This window comes from Vreelandella malpeensis, assembly GCF_020622355.1.
Taxonomy (GTDB): domain Bacteria; phylum Pseudomonadota; class Gammaproteobacteria; order Pseudomonadales; family Halomonadaceae; genus Vreelandella; species Vreelandella malpeensis.
The window spans coordinates 666,594-679,828 of the sequence record NZ_WHVL01000001.1; the positions used below are offsets into that span (position 1 = coordinate 666,594).

A 13,235-nucleotide genomic window follows, 5' to 3' on the forward strand; every position below is an offset into this window, starting at 1 on the left:
ATTCCCCCTGCAGAATGCGAGGTTTCGCACTACGTTCAAGATAAGCGCCGCCGGCGCGACAGCCACTCTGCAGGGGGTAAGGCCATGGAGATGCACACGTCGGAGTCCACACCGCTTCAAGGCGTCGAGGGCGCCGGCATCGAGGGTGATCTTCCGGCGCTGCGCATCAACCGCACCCCGACCGGCGTGCAGGCCAAGGAGGCCCTGGCGCAGACCGACCTGGACGACCCGGAGCTCTACTTCAACCGCGAGCTTTCCCACCTGCAGTTCAACATCCGGGTGCTCGAACAGGCGCTGGACGACGCTCACCCGCTTCTGAACCGGCTGATGTTCCTGCTGATCTTCTCCTCCAACATGGACGAGTTCTTCGAGATCCGCGTGGCTGGTCTCAAGCACCAGATCGCTCTCAACGACGACACCACCTCGGTGGATGGCCGCCTGCCCAAGGCGGTACTGGCCGACATTTCCGACATCGCCCACCGCCAGATCGCCCGCCAGTACCAGATTCTGAACGAGACCCTCCTGCCTGCGCTGGAGGCCCAGGGCTTGCGCTTTCGCCGCCGCGATCAGTGGACCGAGGCGCAGAAGGCGTGGGTACGCACGTTCTTCGATACCGAGATCATGCCGGTGATCAGCCCCATCGGCCTGGACCCTTCTCACCCGTTTCCGCGTCTGGTCAACAAGAGCCTCAACTTCATCGTCGAGCTCGAGGGCAAGGACGCATTCGGGCGCTCCGGCGGCATGGCGATCCTGCCCGCGCCGCGCTCGCTGCCGCGCCTGATCGCCTTGCCCCGGGCGCTGTGCGCCGAGAGCTTCGCCGAGTACGTGTTCCTGTCGTCGATGATCCATGCCCACGCCGAGGAGCTTTTTCCCGGCATGCGCGTGCTCGGCTGCTACCAGTTCCGGCTGACCCGTAACGCGGACTTGAGCGTCGACCCCGAGGAAGTCTCGGATCTCGCCTCGGCGCTCAAGGGCGAGCTGCTCGCCCGGCGCTACGGCAGCGGCGTACGCCTGGAGGTGGCCAACAACTGCCCCGAGGGGCTGACCGATTTCCTGCTGCGCCAGTTCGACTTGGGCCAGGAGGATCTCTACCGGGTCGAGGGCCCGGTGAACCTGACGCGCATGATGTCGGTACTGGGCGACGTCGACCGGCCCGAGCTCCGGTATCGACCCTTCACGCCGAGCGTGCCCAAGGCGCTGAAGGAAGGCAGCCTGTTCGATGCCATCGCCAAGCAGGACCTCCTGCTCCACCACCCATTCCAGTCGTTCTCCCCTATCGAGGAGCTCCTGCGTGAGGCGGCACGCGACCCGGACGTGCTGGCGATCAAGCAGACGCTCTATCGCACCGGGGGGGACTCGTCGATCGTCGGCGCCTTGGTCGATGCGGCGAGCCAGGGCAAGGAGGTCACGGTGGTGATCGAGCTGCGCGCACGTTTCGACGAAGCCGACAACCTGCAGCTCGCCTCGCGCCTGCAAGAGGCCGGCGCCATCGTGATCTACGGCATCATGGCCTACAAGACCCACGCCAAGATGCTGCATATCGTGCGCCGCGAAAAGGGTGAGCTGCGCCACTACGCCCATCTCGGCACCGGCAACTATCACGCCAGGACCGCCAAGCTCTACACCGACTACAGCCTGCTGACCGCCAACCAGACGCTGTGTGCCGACGTGCACCGGGTCTTCCAGCAGCTCTCCGGCATGGGTCAGGCGCGCCGCATCGACACTCTCCTGCACGCCCCCTTCACGCTGCATCCGAAGCTCATCGAGATGATCGACCGCGAGGCTCAGTTCGCCGCCAAGGGCAAGCGCAGCCACATCATCATCAAGTGCAACTCGCTCACCGAGCCCAAGTTGATCAAGGCGCTCTACCGCGCCTCCCAAGCGGGCGTGAAGTGCGACCTGATCATTCGCGGCATGTGCTGCCTGCGTCCAGGGGTGAAGGGCGTGTCGGAGAACATCCGCGTGCGCTCGATCATCGGGCGGTTTCTGGAGCATACCCGAGTGTTCCACTTCCACAACGGCGGCAAACCCGAGATCTGGTGCTCGAGCGCCGACTTCATGCCGCGCAACATGTTCCACCGCGTCGAGACCTGCTTCCCGCTCAAGGACAAGAAACTCGCCAACCGGGTACGCAAGGACCTCGAGACCTACCTGGTGGACAACTGCCAGAGCTGGCTCCTGCAAAGCGATGGCAGCTACCAGCTGCAGTCGCCGGGCGCGGGCGATGCGATCAGCGCCCAGGAGACCCTGCTCTACGCCTTCGCCTCGAAGAGCTGACGCGCGTGGGCAAGCGCTCGGGAGTATGAGAAGCTATCCGCTTGTCATCGCGGCGACCGACACCGCGCGCCTTGCCCCGTCATGAACCGGCCCCGAGCCGGTTCGAACCGTGAACCTTGCCCATGATCGAACTACGTCACCTGCGCACCTTGGTTGCGCTGCGCGAAACCGGCTCGCTGGTCGAGGCCGCCGAGCGCGTCCATCTGACCCAGTCGGCACTCTCTCACCAGTTGAAGGATCTCGAGCACCGCGTGGCGGGGCCGCTGTTCGTGCGCAAGACCCGCCCGGTCGAGTTCACCCGGGCGGGTCTTCGTCTTCTCGCCCTGGCCGACGAACTGCTGCCATCGGTGCGCCGCGCCGAGCGCGACCTGGCCCGCCTGGCCGGTACCGAGCAGGGGCGCCTGCACATGGCGATCGAGTGCCACAGCTGCTTCCAGTGGCTGATGCCGACAGTGGACTACTTTCGCGATCACTGGCCGGAGATCGAGATCGACATCCCCAGCGGCCACCACTTCGACCCGCTGCCGGCGCTGGCCCGCGAGCAGCTCGACTTGGTGATCACCGCCGACCCGCAGCCCATCGAGGGCATCCACTACGCGCCGCTGTTTCGCTATGAGGGGCTGCTGGCCGTGGCCCGTCAACACCCGTTTGCCCAGAAGGCGTTCATCGAGCCCGAGGCACTGGCCGGCGAAACGCTGATCACCTACCCGGTCGAGCACACCCGCCTCGATGTCTTCACCCAGTTTTTGACCCCGGCCGAGGTGCGCCCCAAGGAGATTCGCACTGCCGAGCTGACCATCATGATGATGCAGCTGGTGGCCAGCGGTCGCGGGGTATGCGCGCTGCCCAACTGGGCGTTGACCGAGTATCTTGAGCGCGCCTACGTGAGCGCCGTGAAGCTCGGCGAGTCGGGGATCTGGAGCACGCTGTTCGCCGCGATTCGCGAGGAGACGCGCCATACGCCCTGGATGAAGGATTTCCTGCGCACTGCGCGGGAAACGTCGTTTGCGGTGCTCAGCGGCATCAAGCCGGCGGGTCACGACGAGGAATCAGAAGCGTAAAGCGTGCCCCGCCGAGGGTCGGGCTCTCGTCGATGGTGACACTGCCGCCGTGGCCGCTCATCACCTTGTGGACGATGGAGAGCCCCAGCCCATAGCCGCCGGAGCTGCGCGCACGGCTGTCATCGAGCCGCGCGAAGGGCTTGAAGATATCGCCGCGCGCCTCCATCGGAATGCCAGGCCCATCGTCCTCGACGTCGATGCGCACCAGGTGCGGCTCGTCCCAGAGGCGGATGACGACCTGAGTACGTCCGTAGCGGCAGGCGTTGCTCACCAGATTCTGCAGCGCACGCTGCAGGTAGCGCGGCTCGGCCAGAAGCTCGACCTCGCCATCGGCCTCGAGTTTGAGCGTCAGCGACTTGTGGAGCGGGGTGAGCGCGTCGATCACCCGGTGGGCCATGGCGCAGCACTCTACCGGCGCCATGTCGAGTTCGTCGCCGTGGCCCGGCCCGCCGCCCAGGCGGGCGTAGGTCAGGATCTCGTCGACCAGGTCGTCGAGCTCGGCGATATCGGCATCGATGCCCTGGAGCTGGCGGCGAATCGCCGGCTCCTCGGTCATGTCTTCGACCATCTGCACCGCGAAGCGAATCCGTGCCACCGGCGTTCGAAGCTCGTGGGAGACCGCGCGGATCATCTCCTGCTGCCCCTTGAGCAGCGTCTGCACCTGGCTTGCCATGGCGTTGAATGCCATGCCCAGCCGGCCCAGGAAGTCGCCGCTCTCGACCTTCACCCGGGTCTCCAGCCGGCCGCTGGCGATGCGCGTAGCGGCAAGTTCCAGGCGCGCCATGCGCGCTTCGATGCTGCGCATGATGAGATAGATGATCAGACTCAGCACCACCATCACGCCGATCAGCAGCGGCAGATGAAGGCTCAAGGGCAGCGTCTCGCGCCGGGCGATGGGTCCGGCCTTGAGCCACTGCTCGTTGCCCGGCACCTGATAGAAGAATGCCAGCGACAGTTGCTCGGTCACCAGACGCATCACTACCTCACCGCGAACGAGCTGTTGGCGCTGGGCGGGTGTCAGATCCTCGGGAAGCGCGGTGAGTAAGGTCAAAGGCCAGCCAGTCGAGTGCAGGCGTGAGAGCAGCTCGGGCCGCTCGGCATAGGGCGTGCGCGAAAGCCACTCGCCGAGCGCGACCAGGCTGCCCTGCCACTGCCGCTCGCTCCAGCCGACGAAGGTCGCGCTCAACACGCTGCTCGGTGACACGCCGTCGTCGGGGAGGCGCTGGCGCAACTGCCAGGGCTCCTCGTCGATCAGGATGCCGCCGCGCTTCAGGCGCGCCTTCTCGAAGTAGTTCAGCTCGGCGCCATCGAAGGGTCGCAGCGCCAGCTGCATGCCGAGCTGCTGGGCAAAGATGTTCAGGCGCGCCTCGCGGCGCGCAGGCGGCAGTGCAGCGAGCTGTTCGGTCATCAGCGTCATCGGAAGGCTCGCCATCTTTTCGCGAAACTCTTCCCGGCGCACCTGCTCGATGAAGGTGCGCCCGCCGATGGTCAGCAAGAACACCACGCACAGCGAAAGCCCCAGCAGGACGTAGAACCGCAGAAAGGAGCCATGGCCGAGCACGCGCGACATCTCGCTTACCTCTTCGATGCGGCGAAAACCGCCGAACGCACTCGCATCCTAGCTATCCTTGACGAACAGATAGCCCTTGCTGCGCACCGTCTTGATACGATGGGGCTGGTGGGGGTCGTCGCCGATCTTCGGCCGAATGCGCGAGACGCGCACGTCGATCGAGCGATCCTGGCCATCGTACTTGATACCGCGCAGGTCGTTGAAGATCTCCTCGCGGGTCAAGACGGTGCCGGCGTTGCGGGCCAGCAGCCAGAGCAGGTCGAACTCGGCGCTGGTCAGGTCGATGCGCTCGCCGTCGAGCCACGCCTCGCGAGTGGCGCTATCGATCTCGAGGTTGGAGAACTGCAGGCGCACTTCACCGTTGGGGGCAGCCGGCGCGTCGGCGCGGCGCAACAGTGCCCGCATGCGCGCCAGCAGCACCCGAGGCTGCACCGGCTTGGGCACGTAGTCGTCGGCGCCCATCTCGAGCCCCAGCACCTGGTCGAGATCGTCGGTGCGCGCGGTCAGCATCATGATGGGGCCTGCGAAATTGGGTCGCACCCGACGGCAGATCGACAGTCCATCTTCGCCAGGGAGCATCAGGTCGAGGATGACCAGGTCCGGCGCAAGCTCCATGATGCGCTCGACGCCCTTGGCGCCGTCGGCCTCGATGGTCACCCGGAAACCGTTGTTCTCCAGGTAGTCCCGGGTGAGCTCGGCCAGGCGCTTGTCATCTTCGATGATCAGCACGTGGTCTTGATCGGGATGGTCAATCATGGTCGGCTCCCGTTCCCTCGGTCATGGTGATGCTCCCAGTGGTCGAATGATGGCTCGGCGATATCGCCAAACGATCAATAGTAACACTTGCTTACTCTTTATTAACGTTGGCGAGCGAAATTGCAAGATCCGGTGGCGCCACGACGACAAATGGCGCCCCTGTCGCCCGTCATGCGCCACTTTTCGACGCTTGATTCTTGTTTTATTGAGGTCTAATGTTGACCGGGCAAGCTGTCAACCGTGATTTCTGAAGCGGCAGGAGGAGGCAATGGGCAATCAGAAGGCCAAAAGCGTCATCAAGCGTGTCTACGTACCCACCCAGGTGCGGGATCTACCCAACGGTGAAAAACTGACCATTCCAGGGCACTACAAGGCGCCGCCTAATGAAGAGAGCGGCTCTCAGCACTGATCGAGCGCTCGCGGCGCGGTCATACGCCAAGGACAAGCACCAACGAGAAAGCAGGCCCGAAGGCCTGCTTTCTCGTTTTCTCATGTATGGCGAGTATTTCGTGCGTTCGCTCGCGCTATCCCTTGGGACCGAACAGGAACCAGGCGATCAACCCCACGAGCGGGAAGATCAGCAGCACCAGAATCCAGACCAGCTTGGCGAGGCTGCTCGCCGGGCTCTTGGCGACCTTGACGATGGCCCAGATGACAATGACGAGCCAGATGAGTCCCAGCAATCCGCCGACTTCAATACCCATAATCGTTCTCCTTGATCGGTCGACATCGATAGGGGTTAACCATACCTCGACATCGATGGGTTGGTATCCTTACGTCGAACAGCATAGCACTTCCTCGACGACATGCGAGCCTCACGGCGCGGGCAGGCGCAGGCGCATCTCGCCGTCGGCCATTTCGATGGCGAACAAATTCAGAAAGCTCATGCCCAGCAGCACCGTATCATGCTCCATGCCGGGGCTAATCGACCCCTGCACGCTCTGCGCACGCAGACCGCCCAGCACCACTTCGTCGAGCTCGGTCAGGTTGCCCTGCACCCGACCGTTGGCGGTATTGAACCAGGCGCTGCGCCCAGGGACCAGCGCTAGGCGAGCGGCGAGCTCCTGGGGCACGTTGACGTAGGTCGCGCCGGTATCGAGCAAGAAGGTCACCGGCTCGCCATTGATCTCGCCGGGCGCCTCGAAGTGCCCGGAGCGGTTGCGCTTGAGCGTCACCGGCGCGCCATCGGGCGAGGCGTTCACCACGTGGGCATTGGGAGTGCTGAGCTTGGTGAAGCCGCCGTCGATCAGCCAGGTTCCCGCGCCCAGCAGCACGATCCAGAACAGCAGCATCATCACGATCCCGCCGCGCTGGGCATCGAGCGATCTCATTCGTCCCTCCTCAGGGGCCTTCCCAGTCAAGCGCTGCTCGTCGACCCCGGCGCTCGTCGACCCCGACACAGATCAGCATGGCGATGATGAACAGTCCCGCACATAGAAGAATAGACGCTTGCAGGCCGACCAGCGCCTGCAGCACGCCCAGCATGACGATGCCCAGCACCCCCGCGAGCTTGTTGGAGAGCCCCCAGAAGCCGAAAAACTCGGCCGATTTGGGCTGCGGCGAGAACACGCCCACCAGGGCGCGGCTGGCGGACTGACTCGAGCCCAGGCTCAGCCCGGCCAGGCACCCCACGTAAAGAAATACGTACTGAGCCTGCCACTGCCAGCCGAAGGCGGCGTTGGCCCAGGCGGTCAGCTCCGGCGTCGCCCAGATCGCCAGGATCGCCAGCACCCAGAGCGCCAGGGTCATCTGGTAGGTGCGCTTGGCGCCGATCCGGTCCTGAAGAAAGCCGAAGCCCAGCGCCCCGGCGGCGGCGGTCACCTGCACGACGATGAACATGATGTTGCGCACGCTCTCGTCCCAGCCGATCACCTGAGCACCGTAGATGAAGGCGAAGGCGATGATGATGTAGACCCCGGCCATCGAGAACAGCAGCGACACCAGAAAGCGGGTCAGGTCCTTGAAGTGGCGAAGCTCGTCGAGCGTGCCCAGCACCTGACGCTTGGCGATGGCACGGTAGGAGACGCCGCCGGGCCTGGGCGTACCGCGCTCCTTCAGCCACAAAAACGTGGGGATCGCCGCGACCAGGAAAAACCCCGCGGCAAAGGGCCCGACCCAGCGAATGCGCTCGAAGTTGGCCGCCGTCGCCTCGCCCAGGGCCACCAGCGTGAAGCCTGCGGCGAACAGCCCCCCGATATAGCCAAGCGCCCAGCCGAACCCGGAGATCTTGCCCAGCGACTCCGGCGGGCCGAGCTCGGGCAGGAAGGCGGCGATGAACGACTCGCCCATGGAGTAGGCGTAGTTGGAAAGCACGATCAGCAAAAGCCCCGCCACGACGAAGCCGGGCTCGACGAAGTAGAGCATGGCGGTGGTGGCCACCGTCGCCATATAGCTTGCGAAGAGAAAGCGCTTTTTCTCGGCGCGATAGTCCATGATGGCACCGCACAAGGGCGCCGAGACCACCACCATCAAATAGCTCGCTGCCAGCGCCAGGCTCCACAGGAAGTTGGCCAGCCGAAAGCCATCGCCCCGGTCACCGACGATGACGGTGGTGAAAAGCTCGCCGAAGACCACCGTGATGATCAACAGCGTATAGGCCTGGTTGGCGAAGTCGAACATCGCCCAGCCGAATATCTCGCGGCGCGAGGCGCGCCTGGGCGCTTTTTCAGCTCGCTCTGCGGACATAGGCGCTGCGGACACAGGTTCTGCGGACACTGGTTCTACGGACATAGAAACTCTCGTGCAATCGGTGGATCACCGGCCGGCAAAAAGGAGATGACAGGGTCGGCGAGTTGCTCTAACTTTTTTCAAGAGGGTCAGACCGGGATACTACTTGATGACGCGTGGGCTCGACATAAGAACGAACCGGTTTTTCCAGCGGACATCGCGCGTCGTCATCGGTCTGGCACTGGCAACGGGCGCGCTTGCCGACGTGCCCGCCCGAGCCGAGCCCCTGTCGCTTTCCGCCTTTACCTATGTCACCGAGGAGTATCCCCCCTACAACTACCTCCAGCAGGGCATCGTGAAGGGCCGTACGATCGATTTGCTGCAGCGGCTGTTCCACCATACCCAGGCACCCTTCGAGAACGCCCACATCCATAGCTACCCCTGGGTCAGGGCTTACAACCTTACCCTGCAGACGCCGAACACCGTGCTCTTTTCCACCACCAAGACGCCATCGCGCGAGGCACTTTTTCACTGGGCCGGCCCCATCGATATCGATCCCGTGGCGCTGCTTGCCCGTCGCGAAGCGGCCATCGACATCCAGACACTCGAGGAGGCCATCCTGCAGAACCTGAGCGTGGTGGTCATTCGCGAGGATATCGGTGACACCAGTCTAGCAGAGGCGGGCTACCCCGAACGTTTAATCCACCGGGCGCTGGACAACCAGAGCGCGCTGTTCATGCTGATGAACGAGCGCGTCGACCTGTGGGCCTACAGCGGCCGGGTCGCCGACTGGATTGCCGAGCGCGCCGGCTACTCGTCTTCCGTCCTCGAGTCGGTCTACCTCCTGAGCGACTACCCGCTCTACTTCGCCATCAACAAGGAGAGCGACCCGGCGCTGATCGCCCGCTTCAAGCAGGCGATCGAGGAGCTAAGTGGACTTGATATTCACCAAGCGGTGTATCAGGATGAGTAGCCCAAGCGCCCGTATCCTTTCACCTGTGCTTTTGATGATGACCATGATGCTTGCGAGTACACAGGTGACTGCCCAGTCGACACCCGCCTACCATTTCCTGACTCTCAATACCGAGGAGTATCCGCCGTTCAATCACGAACGCGACGGAAAGATCGCGGGACTCGCCACCCAGCGCCTGCGCCACGCCGTGGCAAGCGCCGGCATCGATGCTCGCTTCGTCATCCTGCCTTGGGCGCGCGCCTATACCGAGGCCCGGTTCAGGCCCGACCACTGCGTTTACTCGACCACGCGGACACCGGCGCGCGAGGCGCTGTTTCGCTGGGCAGGGCCACTGGTGATCAACGAATGGTCGGTGCTCACCCTGGCGGGGCGCTTCGAGGATCTGACGCGACTCGAGGAGCTGGACGGGCTTCGCGTCGGCGGGTTTCTCGAGGACGCCATCGGCGACTACGTGGAAGAGCAAGGCATCCGGGTGCTGCGTGCGCCCAGCGAGCGAGTGAACATGGCCCGTCTCAAGGCGGGGCTGATCGACGTGCTCGTCTCCGGTCGGGCAACGGCAACGTTCCTGGCCGCCGAGCAGAACGTCGCCATCGACCATCGCTTCACCTTCGCCCGCACGCCGCTCTATCTCGCCTGTCATGCTGACGTTCCCGGCGAGGTGATGGAGCGCCTGCAAACGGCGCTCGAGGCCCCCCCATGAGTTCAAGGCTGCCTCGGGGCGCGCTGATAAAGGGCCGTTTGACGCTCAAGCAGGCGCTACTGACGCTCTTGATCGCCACGCTGATCAGCCTGGTCGCCGGCAGTCTCGAGTTGCTCAGCCATGCCAAGAGCATGCGCGCCAGCATCGAGCAGCGCACCCAGCAGCAGCTGGCGATCATCAACGGCGCGGCGGCGGAGGCCGCCTTCCAGCTCAACCCGCAACTGGCGGAGCAGATCGCCTTGGGTTTGTTCAACGACGACGACATCGCTTTCGTGGCGATTCAGGACGACTTCGGCCGCACGCTGGCCACCTTCGAGTCCCCTACCCCGCCGCCGAGCTGGCTGGCCGAGGCGCTGTTCGGCGACATCCTCGACTACCGGACGCCGCTTCGCTATCACCTGGACGATACCCTGCCCACCTCGCGGGTGGGCGATATCCAGCTGACGCTCGACCAGCGCTACCTCACCGCGCAGTTTCTTGCCCGCGGCTACAGCGTGGTCGGCGTCAGCATCGTCGAGGCGTTTTTGCTGAGCAGCCTGTTCATCGCCTTCTTTCACGTCTACATCACGCGGCCGCTGCTCAAGGTGCACGCTGCCATCAGCCAGACCGATCCGGCGCATCCGGCCCGCTGGCCCAAGCCCACCCTGCGCGGGCATCGCGACGACGAGCTGGGCCATCTCGTCGAGAGCGTTGATCACCTGCTGCACGAGTTCCAGCGTGGCCTGGAGCAGCGCGACCACCTGCACCGGCTGTCGCGCCACGATGGGCTCACCGGCATCGCCAACCGGCGCTACTTCGACACCTTCCTGGCCCACCAGTGGGAGCAGGCAGCGGCGACCCATGCCCCCATCGCGGTAATTTTCATCGATATCGACAGCTTCAAGGCCTTCAACGACCACTACGGCCACACTCTGGGCGACGATACGCTCAAGCGCGTGGCGAAAGCGCTCGATCGCTGCATCGATTCACAAAGCGATCTGCTGGCGCGCTACGGCGGCGAGGAGTTCGTTTGCGTGCTGCCGGGCAAGGACATACACGGGGCGCTCTCGCGCGCCAACCATATGCGCCAGGCAGTGATGGCGCTGGCGATCCCCCATGCGCGAGGCGCGGCAGACAGCGTCCTGACCATTAGCATGGGGGTAGCCAGTGTCCGCCCCACCCCTGGCGAGAGTCCGGATCGGCTCCTGAACGAGGCGGACGCCCGGCTCTACGAAGCGAAGAATCGCGGTCGCAACCGTATAGAGGCGTTCATATCGGTGTAGAGCGGGGAATGGCCCAGAGAAGGACGCCGGGATCGAGCACCTCAATCCCGGCGTTTCAGGTCAGTAGCCAGTGGGCAAGAACGGCGGACAGCCCGACGACCATCGCCGTCATCACGGCCACGATGACCACCAGATCCAGCCAGCGGTCGAAGGCGGCCCCCTTGGGCTGCCTCCGCGTGGCGCCGTGGCGTTGTCGTGCCATGGGCGCGTACTCCTGTGAGCGCTCTAGCGAGCCAGCGAAAAACAAAGTTTAGCCCCTGATGCGGCGGTTGACCACGACCGGCGCACGGCGCAGGCGCTCCTGCTCTTCCTCGCTCAACTCCTCGGCCTCGAAGGCATCTGCCCCGACGGGCGTGTCGCCATGACGACGATAGAGCTGGGTGAGCATTGCCTTGCGATCGGCGCGCAGCTCGCGCATCAACACGTACACCATCAGGTACAAGATGAACGTGAACGGCAGCGCCGCCAGTACCGCCGCCGACTGAAGGCCGGTCAAGCCACCCGCCGCGATGAGGGTCAGGCAGATCGCCGCGATCAGCACCCCCCAGATGACCCGCTTGTAGAGCGGTGGGTTGATCGAGCCGTTGTCGGTCATCTGCGCCACGATATAGGACGCCGAGTCCGCTGACGTCACCAGGAAAATGAAGATCAAGAGAATCGACACCAGCGAGATGACGCTGGTGAACGGCATCAGCTCGTACATCCTGAACAGCGCCACGGTGATGTTCTCCTCGGTGGCGGCAGCCAGACCGACGCTATCGCCGTTGAGTTCCATGTTGAGCGCCGCACCACCGAACACGCCGATCCACAGGCAAGCAAGCAGCGGCGGCATGATCAGCACGCCGAACACGTACTCCTTGATGGTGCGCCCGCGCGACACGCGGGCAACGAAAGTGCCGACGAAGGGCGACCAGGCAATCACCCAGGCCCAGTAGAAGATCGTCCAGCTGCTCGCCCACTCGTTGCCGCTGTAGGGTGATATGCGCAGACTCATGCCGATGAAGTTCTGCAGGTAGTCGCCGATACCCATTGTGATGGTTTCGAGAATGGCGACCGTCGGACCGGTGACGAGGATGTAGACCATGAGGCCAATACAGAGCGACAGGTTCAAGTTCGAAAGCCGCTTGATCCCCTTATCGAGTCCCGACCAGGTGGAAAGCATGTAGGCGCAGAACATCACCGAGAGGATGATGAACTGCCAGAGCGTGCTTTCCGGCAGCCCGAACACCGCGTTCAGCCCGCCGTTCATCTGCAAGACGCCAAGGCCCAGCGAGGTCGCGACCCCCATGACCGTCGCCACCACGGCGAACACGTCGAGCCAGGCGCTGTAGGGGCGAAGCCAGGGCTTCTTGGCGGTCATCGACGACAGTACCGAGGAGACCAGCCCCGCGCGTCCCTTGCGAAACTGGAAGTAGGCGATGATCAGTCCGACCACCGAAAACGCCGCCCACTGATGAATGCCCCAGTTGAAGTAGCTGTACTGGATGGCGTAGCGCGCCGCCGCTTCGGTCTCAGCCTCGACATCCCCGTAGGGCGGCTCGATGTAGTGGCTCATGGGCTCGGCCATGCCGTAGAACACCAGCCCCACCCCGAAGCCTGCCGCCAGCAGCATGCTTACCCAGGAGAAGAAACTGTAGTCGGGACGACTGTCCTGTGGGCCGAGGCGCACCTTGCCATATTTGCTGAACGCGAGCGCGAACAGAAAGACCACGAAACCGAATACCGAAATCAGGTAGAACCACCCCATGTAGTGAGTGATCGCCCCGAGGGCCGCCTCGGCACCCGCGCCGAAATTGTCCGGAAATATCGCGCCGACCACCACCAGTGCAAAGATGATGACCGCGGACGCGATGAAGACCGTCTTGCCGCCATGATTGGACATGCTCTCTCCCTGTTGTCCCTCGTTGAATCATCTATACGCGTTCGCGGCCTTTCACCGCTCGTCGAACGGTCTCGCGCAAGACCTCCC

13 protein-coding genes are annotated in these 13,235 nt (G+C 64.0%); 6 read left to right on the forward strand and 7 right to left on the reverse strand.

From position 1 onward, the window contains the following. The first annotated feature begins 90 nt into the window (after window positions 1-90). Together ppk1 and GEV37_RS03035 are read left to right on the forward strand one after the other, a co-directional pair. Window positions 91-2,277, forward strand: coding sequence for a polyphosphate kinase 1 (ppk1, locus tag GEV37_RS03030; RefSeq protein ID WP_386111264.1), 2,187 nt, complete (start codon window positions 91-93; stop codon window positions 2,275-2,277). A gap of 122 nt (window positions 2,278-2,399) precedes the next feature. Next, the gene (locus GEV37_RS03035) at window positions 2,400-3,338 is read left to right on the forward strand and encodes a LysR family transcriptional regulator (protein WP_227388692.1); all 939 of its coding nucleotides are present in this window, start codon (window positions 2,400-2,402) and stop codon (window positions 3,336-3,338) included. Here GEV37_RS03035 and GEV37_RS03040 read toward each other — a convergent pair. After that, window positions 3,301-4,908, reverse strand: a complete 1,608-nt coding sequence (locus GEV37_RS03040) for an ATP-binding protein (RefSeq protein ID WP_227388693.1) — start codon at window positions 4,906-4,908, stop codon at window positions 3,301-3,303. The two genes, GEV37_RS03035 and GEV37_RS03040, sit on opposite strands and share 38 nt — an antisense overlap. A gap of 48 nt (window positions 4,909-4,956) precedes the next feature. After that, window positions 4,957-5,664: a winged helix-turn-helix domain-containing protein gene (locus GEV37_RS03045; RefSeq protein WP_227388694.1), complete on the reverse strand. Its 708-nt coding sequence runs from the start codon at window positions 5,662-5,664 to the stop codon at window positions 4,957-4,959. Window positions 5,665-5,932: 268 nt separating this feature from the next. Here GEV37_RS03045 and GEV37_RS03050 point away from each other — a divergent pair, with 268 nt between their 5' ends. After that, window positions 5,933-6,073 carry a hypothetical protein gene (locus tag GEV37_RS03050; RefSeq protein WP_227388695.1) on the forward strand — a complete coding sequence of 47 codons (141 nt, stop codon included), beginning with the start codon at window positions 5,933-5,935 and terminating at the stop codon, window positions 6,071-6,073. Window positions 6,074-6,188: 115 nt separating this feature from the next. Here the strand turns inward: GEV37_RS03050 and GEV37_RS03055 are convergent, their stop codons facing one another. The 3 genes from GEV37_RS03055 to GEV37_RS03065 all read right to left on the reverse strand — a co-directional run bounded on the left by GEV37_RS03055 (window position 6,189) and on the right by GEV37_RS03065 (window position 8,349). Further along, a complete protein-coding gene (locus GEV37_RS03055) occupies window positions 6,189-6,368 on the reverse strand; it encodes a PLDc N-terminal domain-containing protein (RefSeq protein ID WP_227388696.1) in 180 nt (59 codons plus the stop codon). Window positions 6,369-6,479: 111 nt separating this feature from the next. After that, entirely contained in the window at window positions 6,480-6,995 is a 516-nt protein-coding gene (locus GEV37_RS03060; protein ID WP_227388697.1) for a retropepsin-like aspartic protease family protein, read from the reverse strand. Window positions 6,996-7,005: 10 nt separating this feature from the next. Continuing rightward, entirely contained in the window at window positions 7,006-8,349 is a 1,344-nt protein-coding gene (locus GEV37_RS03065) for an MFS transporter (RefSeq protein ID WP_227388698.1), read from the reverse strand. Window positions 8,350-8,500: 151 nt separating this feature from the next. Between GEV37_RS03065 and GEV37_RS03070 the strand changes: the two genes are divergently transcribed. From GEV37_RS03070 to GEV37_RS03080, 3 genes are read left to right on the forward strand one after another with little or no spacing between them, the layout of a single operon-like run. After that, window positions 8,501-9,304: a substrate-binding periplasmic protein gene (locus GEV37_RS03070; protein WP_227388699.1), complete on the forward strand. Its 804-nt coding sequence runs from the start codon at window positions 8,501-8,503 to the stop codon at window positions 9,302-9,304. Then, a complete protein-coding gene (locus GEV37_RS03075; protein WP_227388700.1) occupies window positions 9,297-10,004 on the forward strand; it encodes a substrate-binding periplasmic protein in 708 nt (235 codons plus the stop codon). Before GEV37_RS03070 ends, GEV37_RS03075 begins: the two co-directional genes overlap by 8 nt. After that, entirely contained in the window at window positions 10,001-11,266 is a 1,266-nt protein-coding gene (locus GEV37_RS03080) for a GGDEF domain-containing protein (RefSeq protein ID WP_227388701.1), read from the forward strand. The genes GEV37_RS03075 and GEV37_RS03080 overlap by 4 nt, the downstream gene beginning before the upstream one ends. Window positions 11,267-11,321: 55 nt before the next feature. Here the strand turns inward: GEV37_RS03080 and GEV37_RS03085 are convergent, their stop codons facing one another. Together GEV37_RS03085 and GEV37_RS03090 are read right to left on the reverse strand one after the other, a co-directional pair. Further along, window positions 11,322-11,468, reverse strand: a complete 147-nt coding sequence (locus GEV37_RS03085; protein ID WP_227388702.1) for a hypothetical protein — start codon at window positions 11,466-11,468, stop codon at window positions 11,322-11,324. A 48-nt stretch (window positions 11,469-11,516) separates the two neighbouring features. Then, entirely contained in the window at window positions 11,517-13,148 is a 1,632-nt protein-coding gene (locus GEV37_RS03090) for a BCCT family transporter (protein ID WP_227388703.1), read from the reverse strand. Between the last annotated feature and the right edge of the window lie 87 nt (window positions 13,149-13,235).

What these genes read in the sequence shown, in the direction of transcription:
- ppk1 (WP_386111264.1), top strand. Translation starts at nt 91, where the DNA reads ATGCACACGTCGGAGTCCACACCGCTTCAAGGCGTCGAGGGCGCCGGC.
- GEV37_RS03035 (WP_227388692.1), top strand. Translation starts at nt 2,400, where the DNA reads ATGATCGAACTACGTCACCTGCGCACCTTGGTTGCGCTGCGCGAAACC.
- GEV37_RS03040 (WP_227388693.1), bottom strand. Translation starts at nt 4,908, where the DNA reads ATGTCGCGCGTGCTCGGCCATGGCTCCTTTCTGCGGTTCTACGTCCTG.
- GEV37_RS03045 (WP_227388694.1), bottom strand. Translation starts at nt 5,664, where the DNA reads ATGATTGACCATCCCGATCAAGACCACGTGCTGATCATCGAAGATGAC.
- GEV37_RS03050 (WP_227388695.1), top strand. Translation starts at nt 5,933, where the DNA reads ATGGGCAATCAGAAGGCCAAAAGCGTCATCAAGCGTGTCTACGTACCC.
- GEV37_RS03055 (WP_227388696.1), bottom strand. Translation starts at nt 6,368, where the DNA reads ATGGGTATTGAAGTCGGCGGATTGCTGGGACTCATCTGGCTCGTCATT.
- GEV37_RS03060 (WP_227388697.1), bottom strand. Translation starts at nt 6,995, where the DNA reads ATGAGATCGCTCGATGCCCAGCGCGGCGGGATCGTGATGATGCTGCTG.
- GEV37_RS03065 (WP_227388698.1), bottom strand. Translation starts at nt 8,349, where the DNA reads ATGTCCGCAGAGCGAGCTGAAAAAGCGCCCAGGCGCGCCTCGCGCCGC.
- GEV37_RS03070 (WP_227388699.1), top strand. Translation starts at nt 8,501, where the DNA reads ATGACGCGTGGGCTCGACATAAGAACGAACCGGTTTTTCCAGCGGACA.
- GEV37_RS03075 (WP_227388700.1), top strand. Translation starts at nt 9,297, where the DNA reads ATGAGTAGCCCAAGCGCCCGTATCCTTTCACCTGTGCTTTTGATGATG.
- GEV37_RS03080 (WP_227388701.1), top strand. Translation starts at nt 10,001, where the DNA reads ATGAGTTCAAGGCTGCCTCGGGGCGCGCTGATAAAGGGCCGTTTGACG.
- GEV37_RS03085 (WP_227388702.1), bottom strand. Translation starts at nt 11,468, where the DNA reads ATGGCACGACAACGCCACGGCGCCACGCGGAGGCAGCCCAAGGGGGCC.
- GEV37_RS03090 (WP_227388703.1), bottom strand. Translation starts at nt 13,148, where the DNA reads ATGTCCAATCATGGCGGCAAGACGGTCTTCATCGCGTCCGCGGTCATC.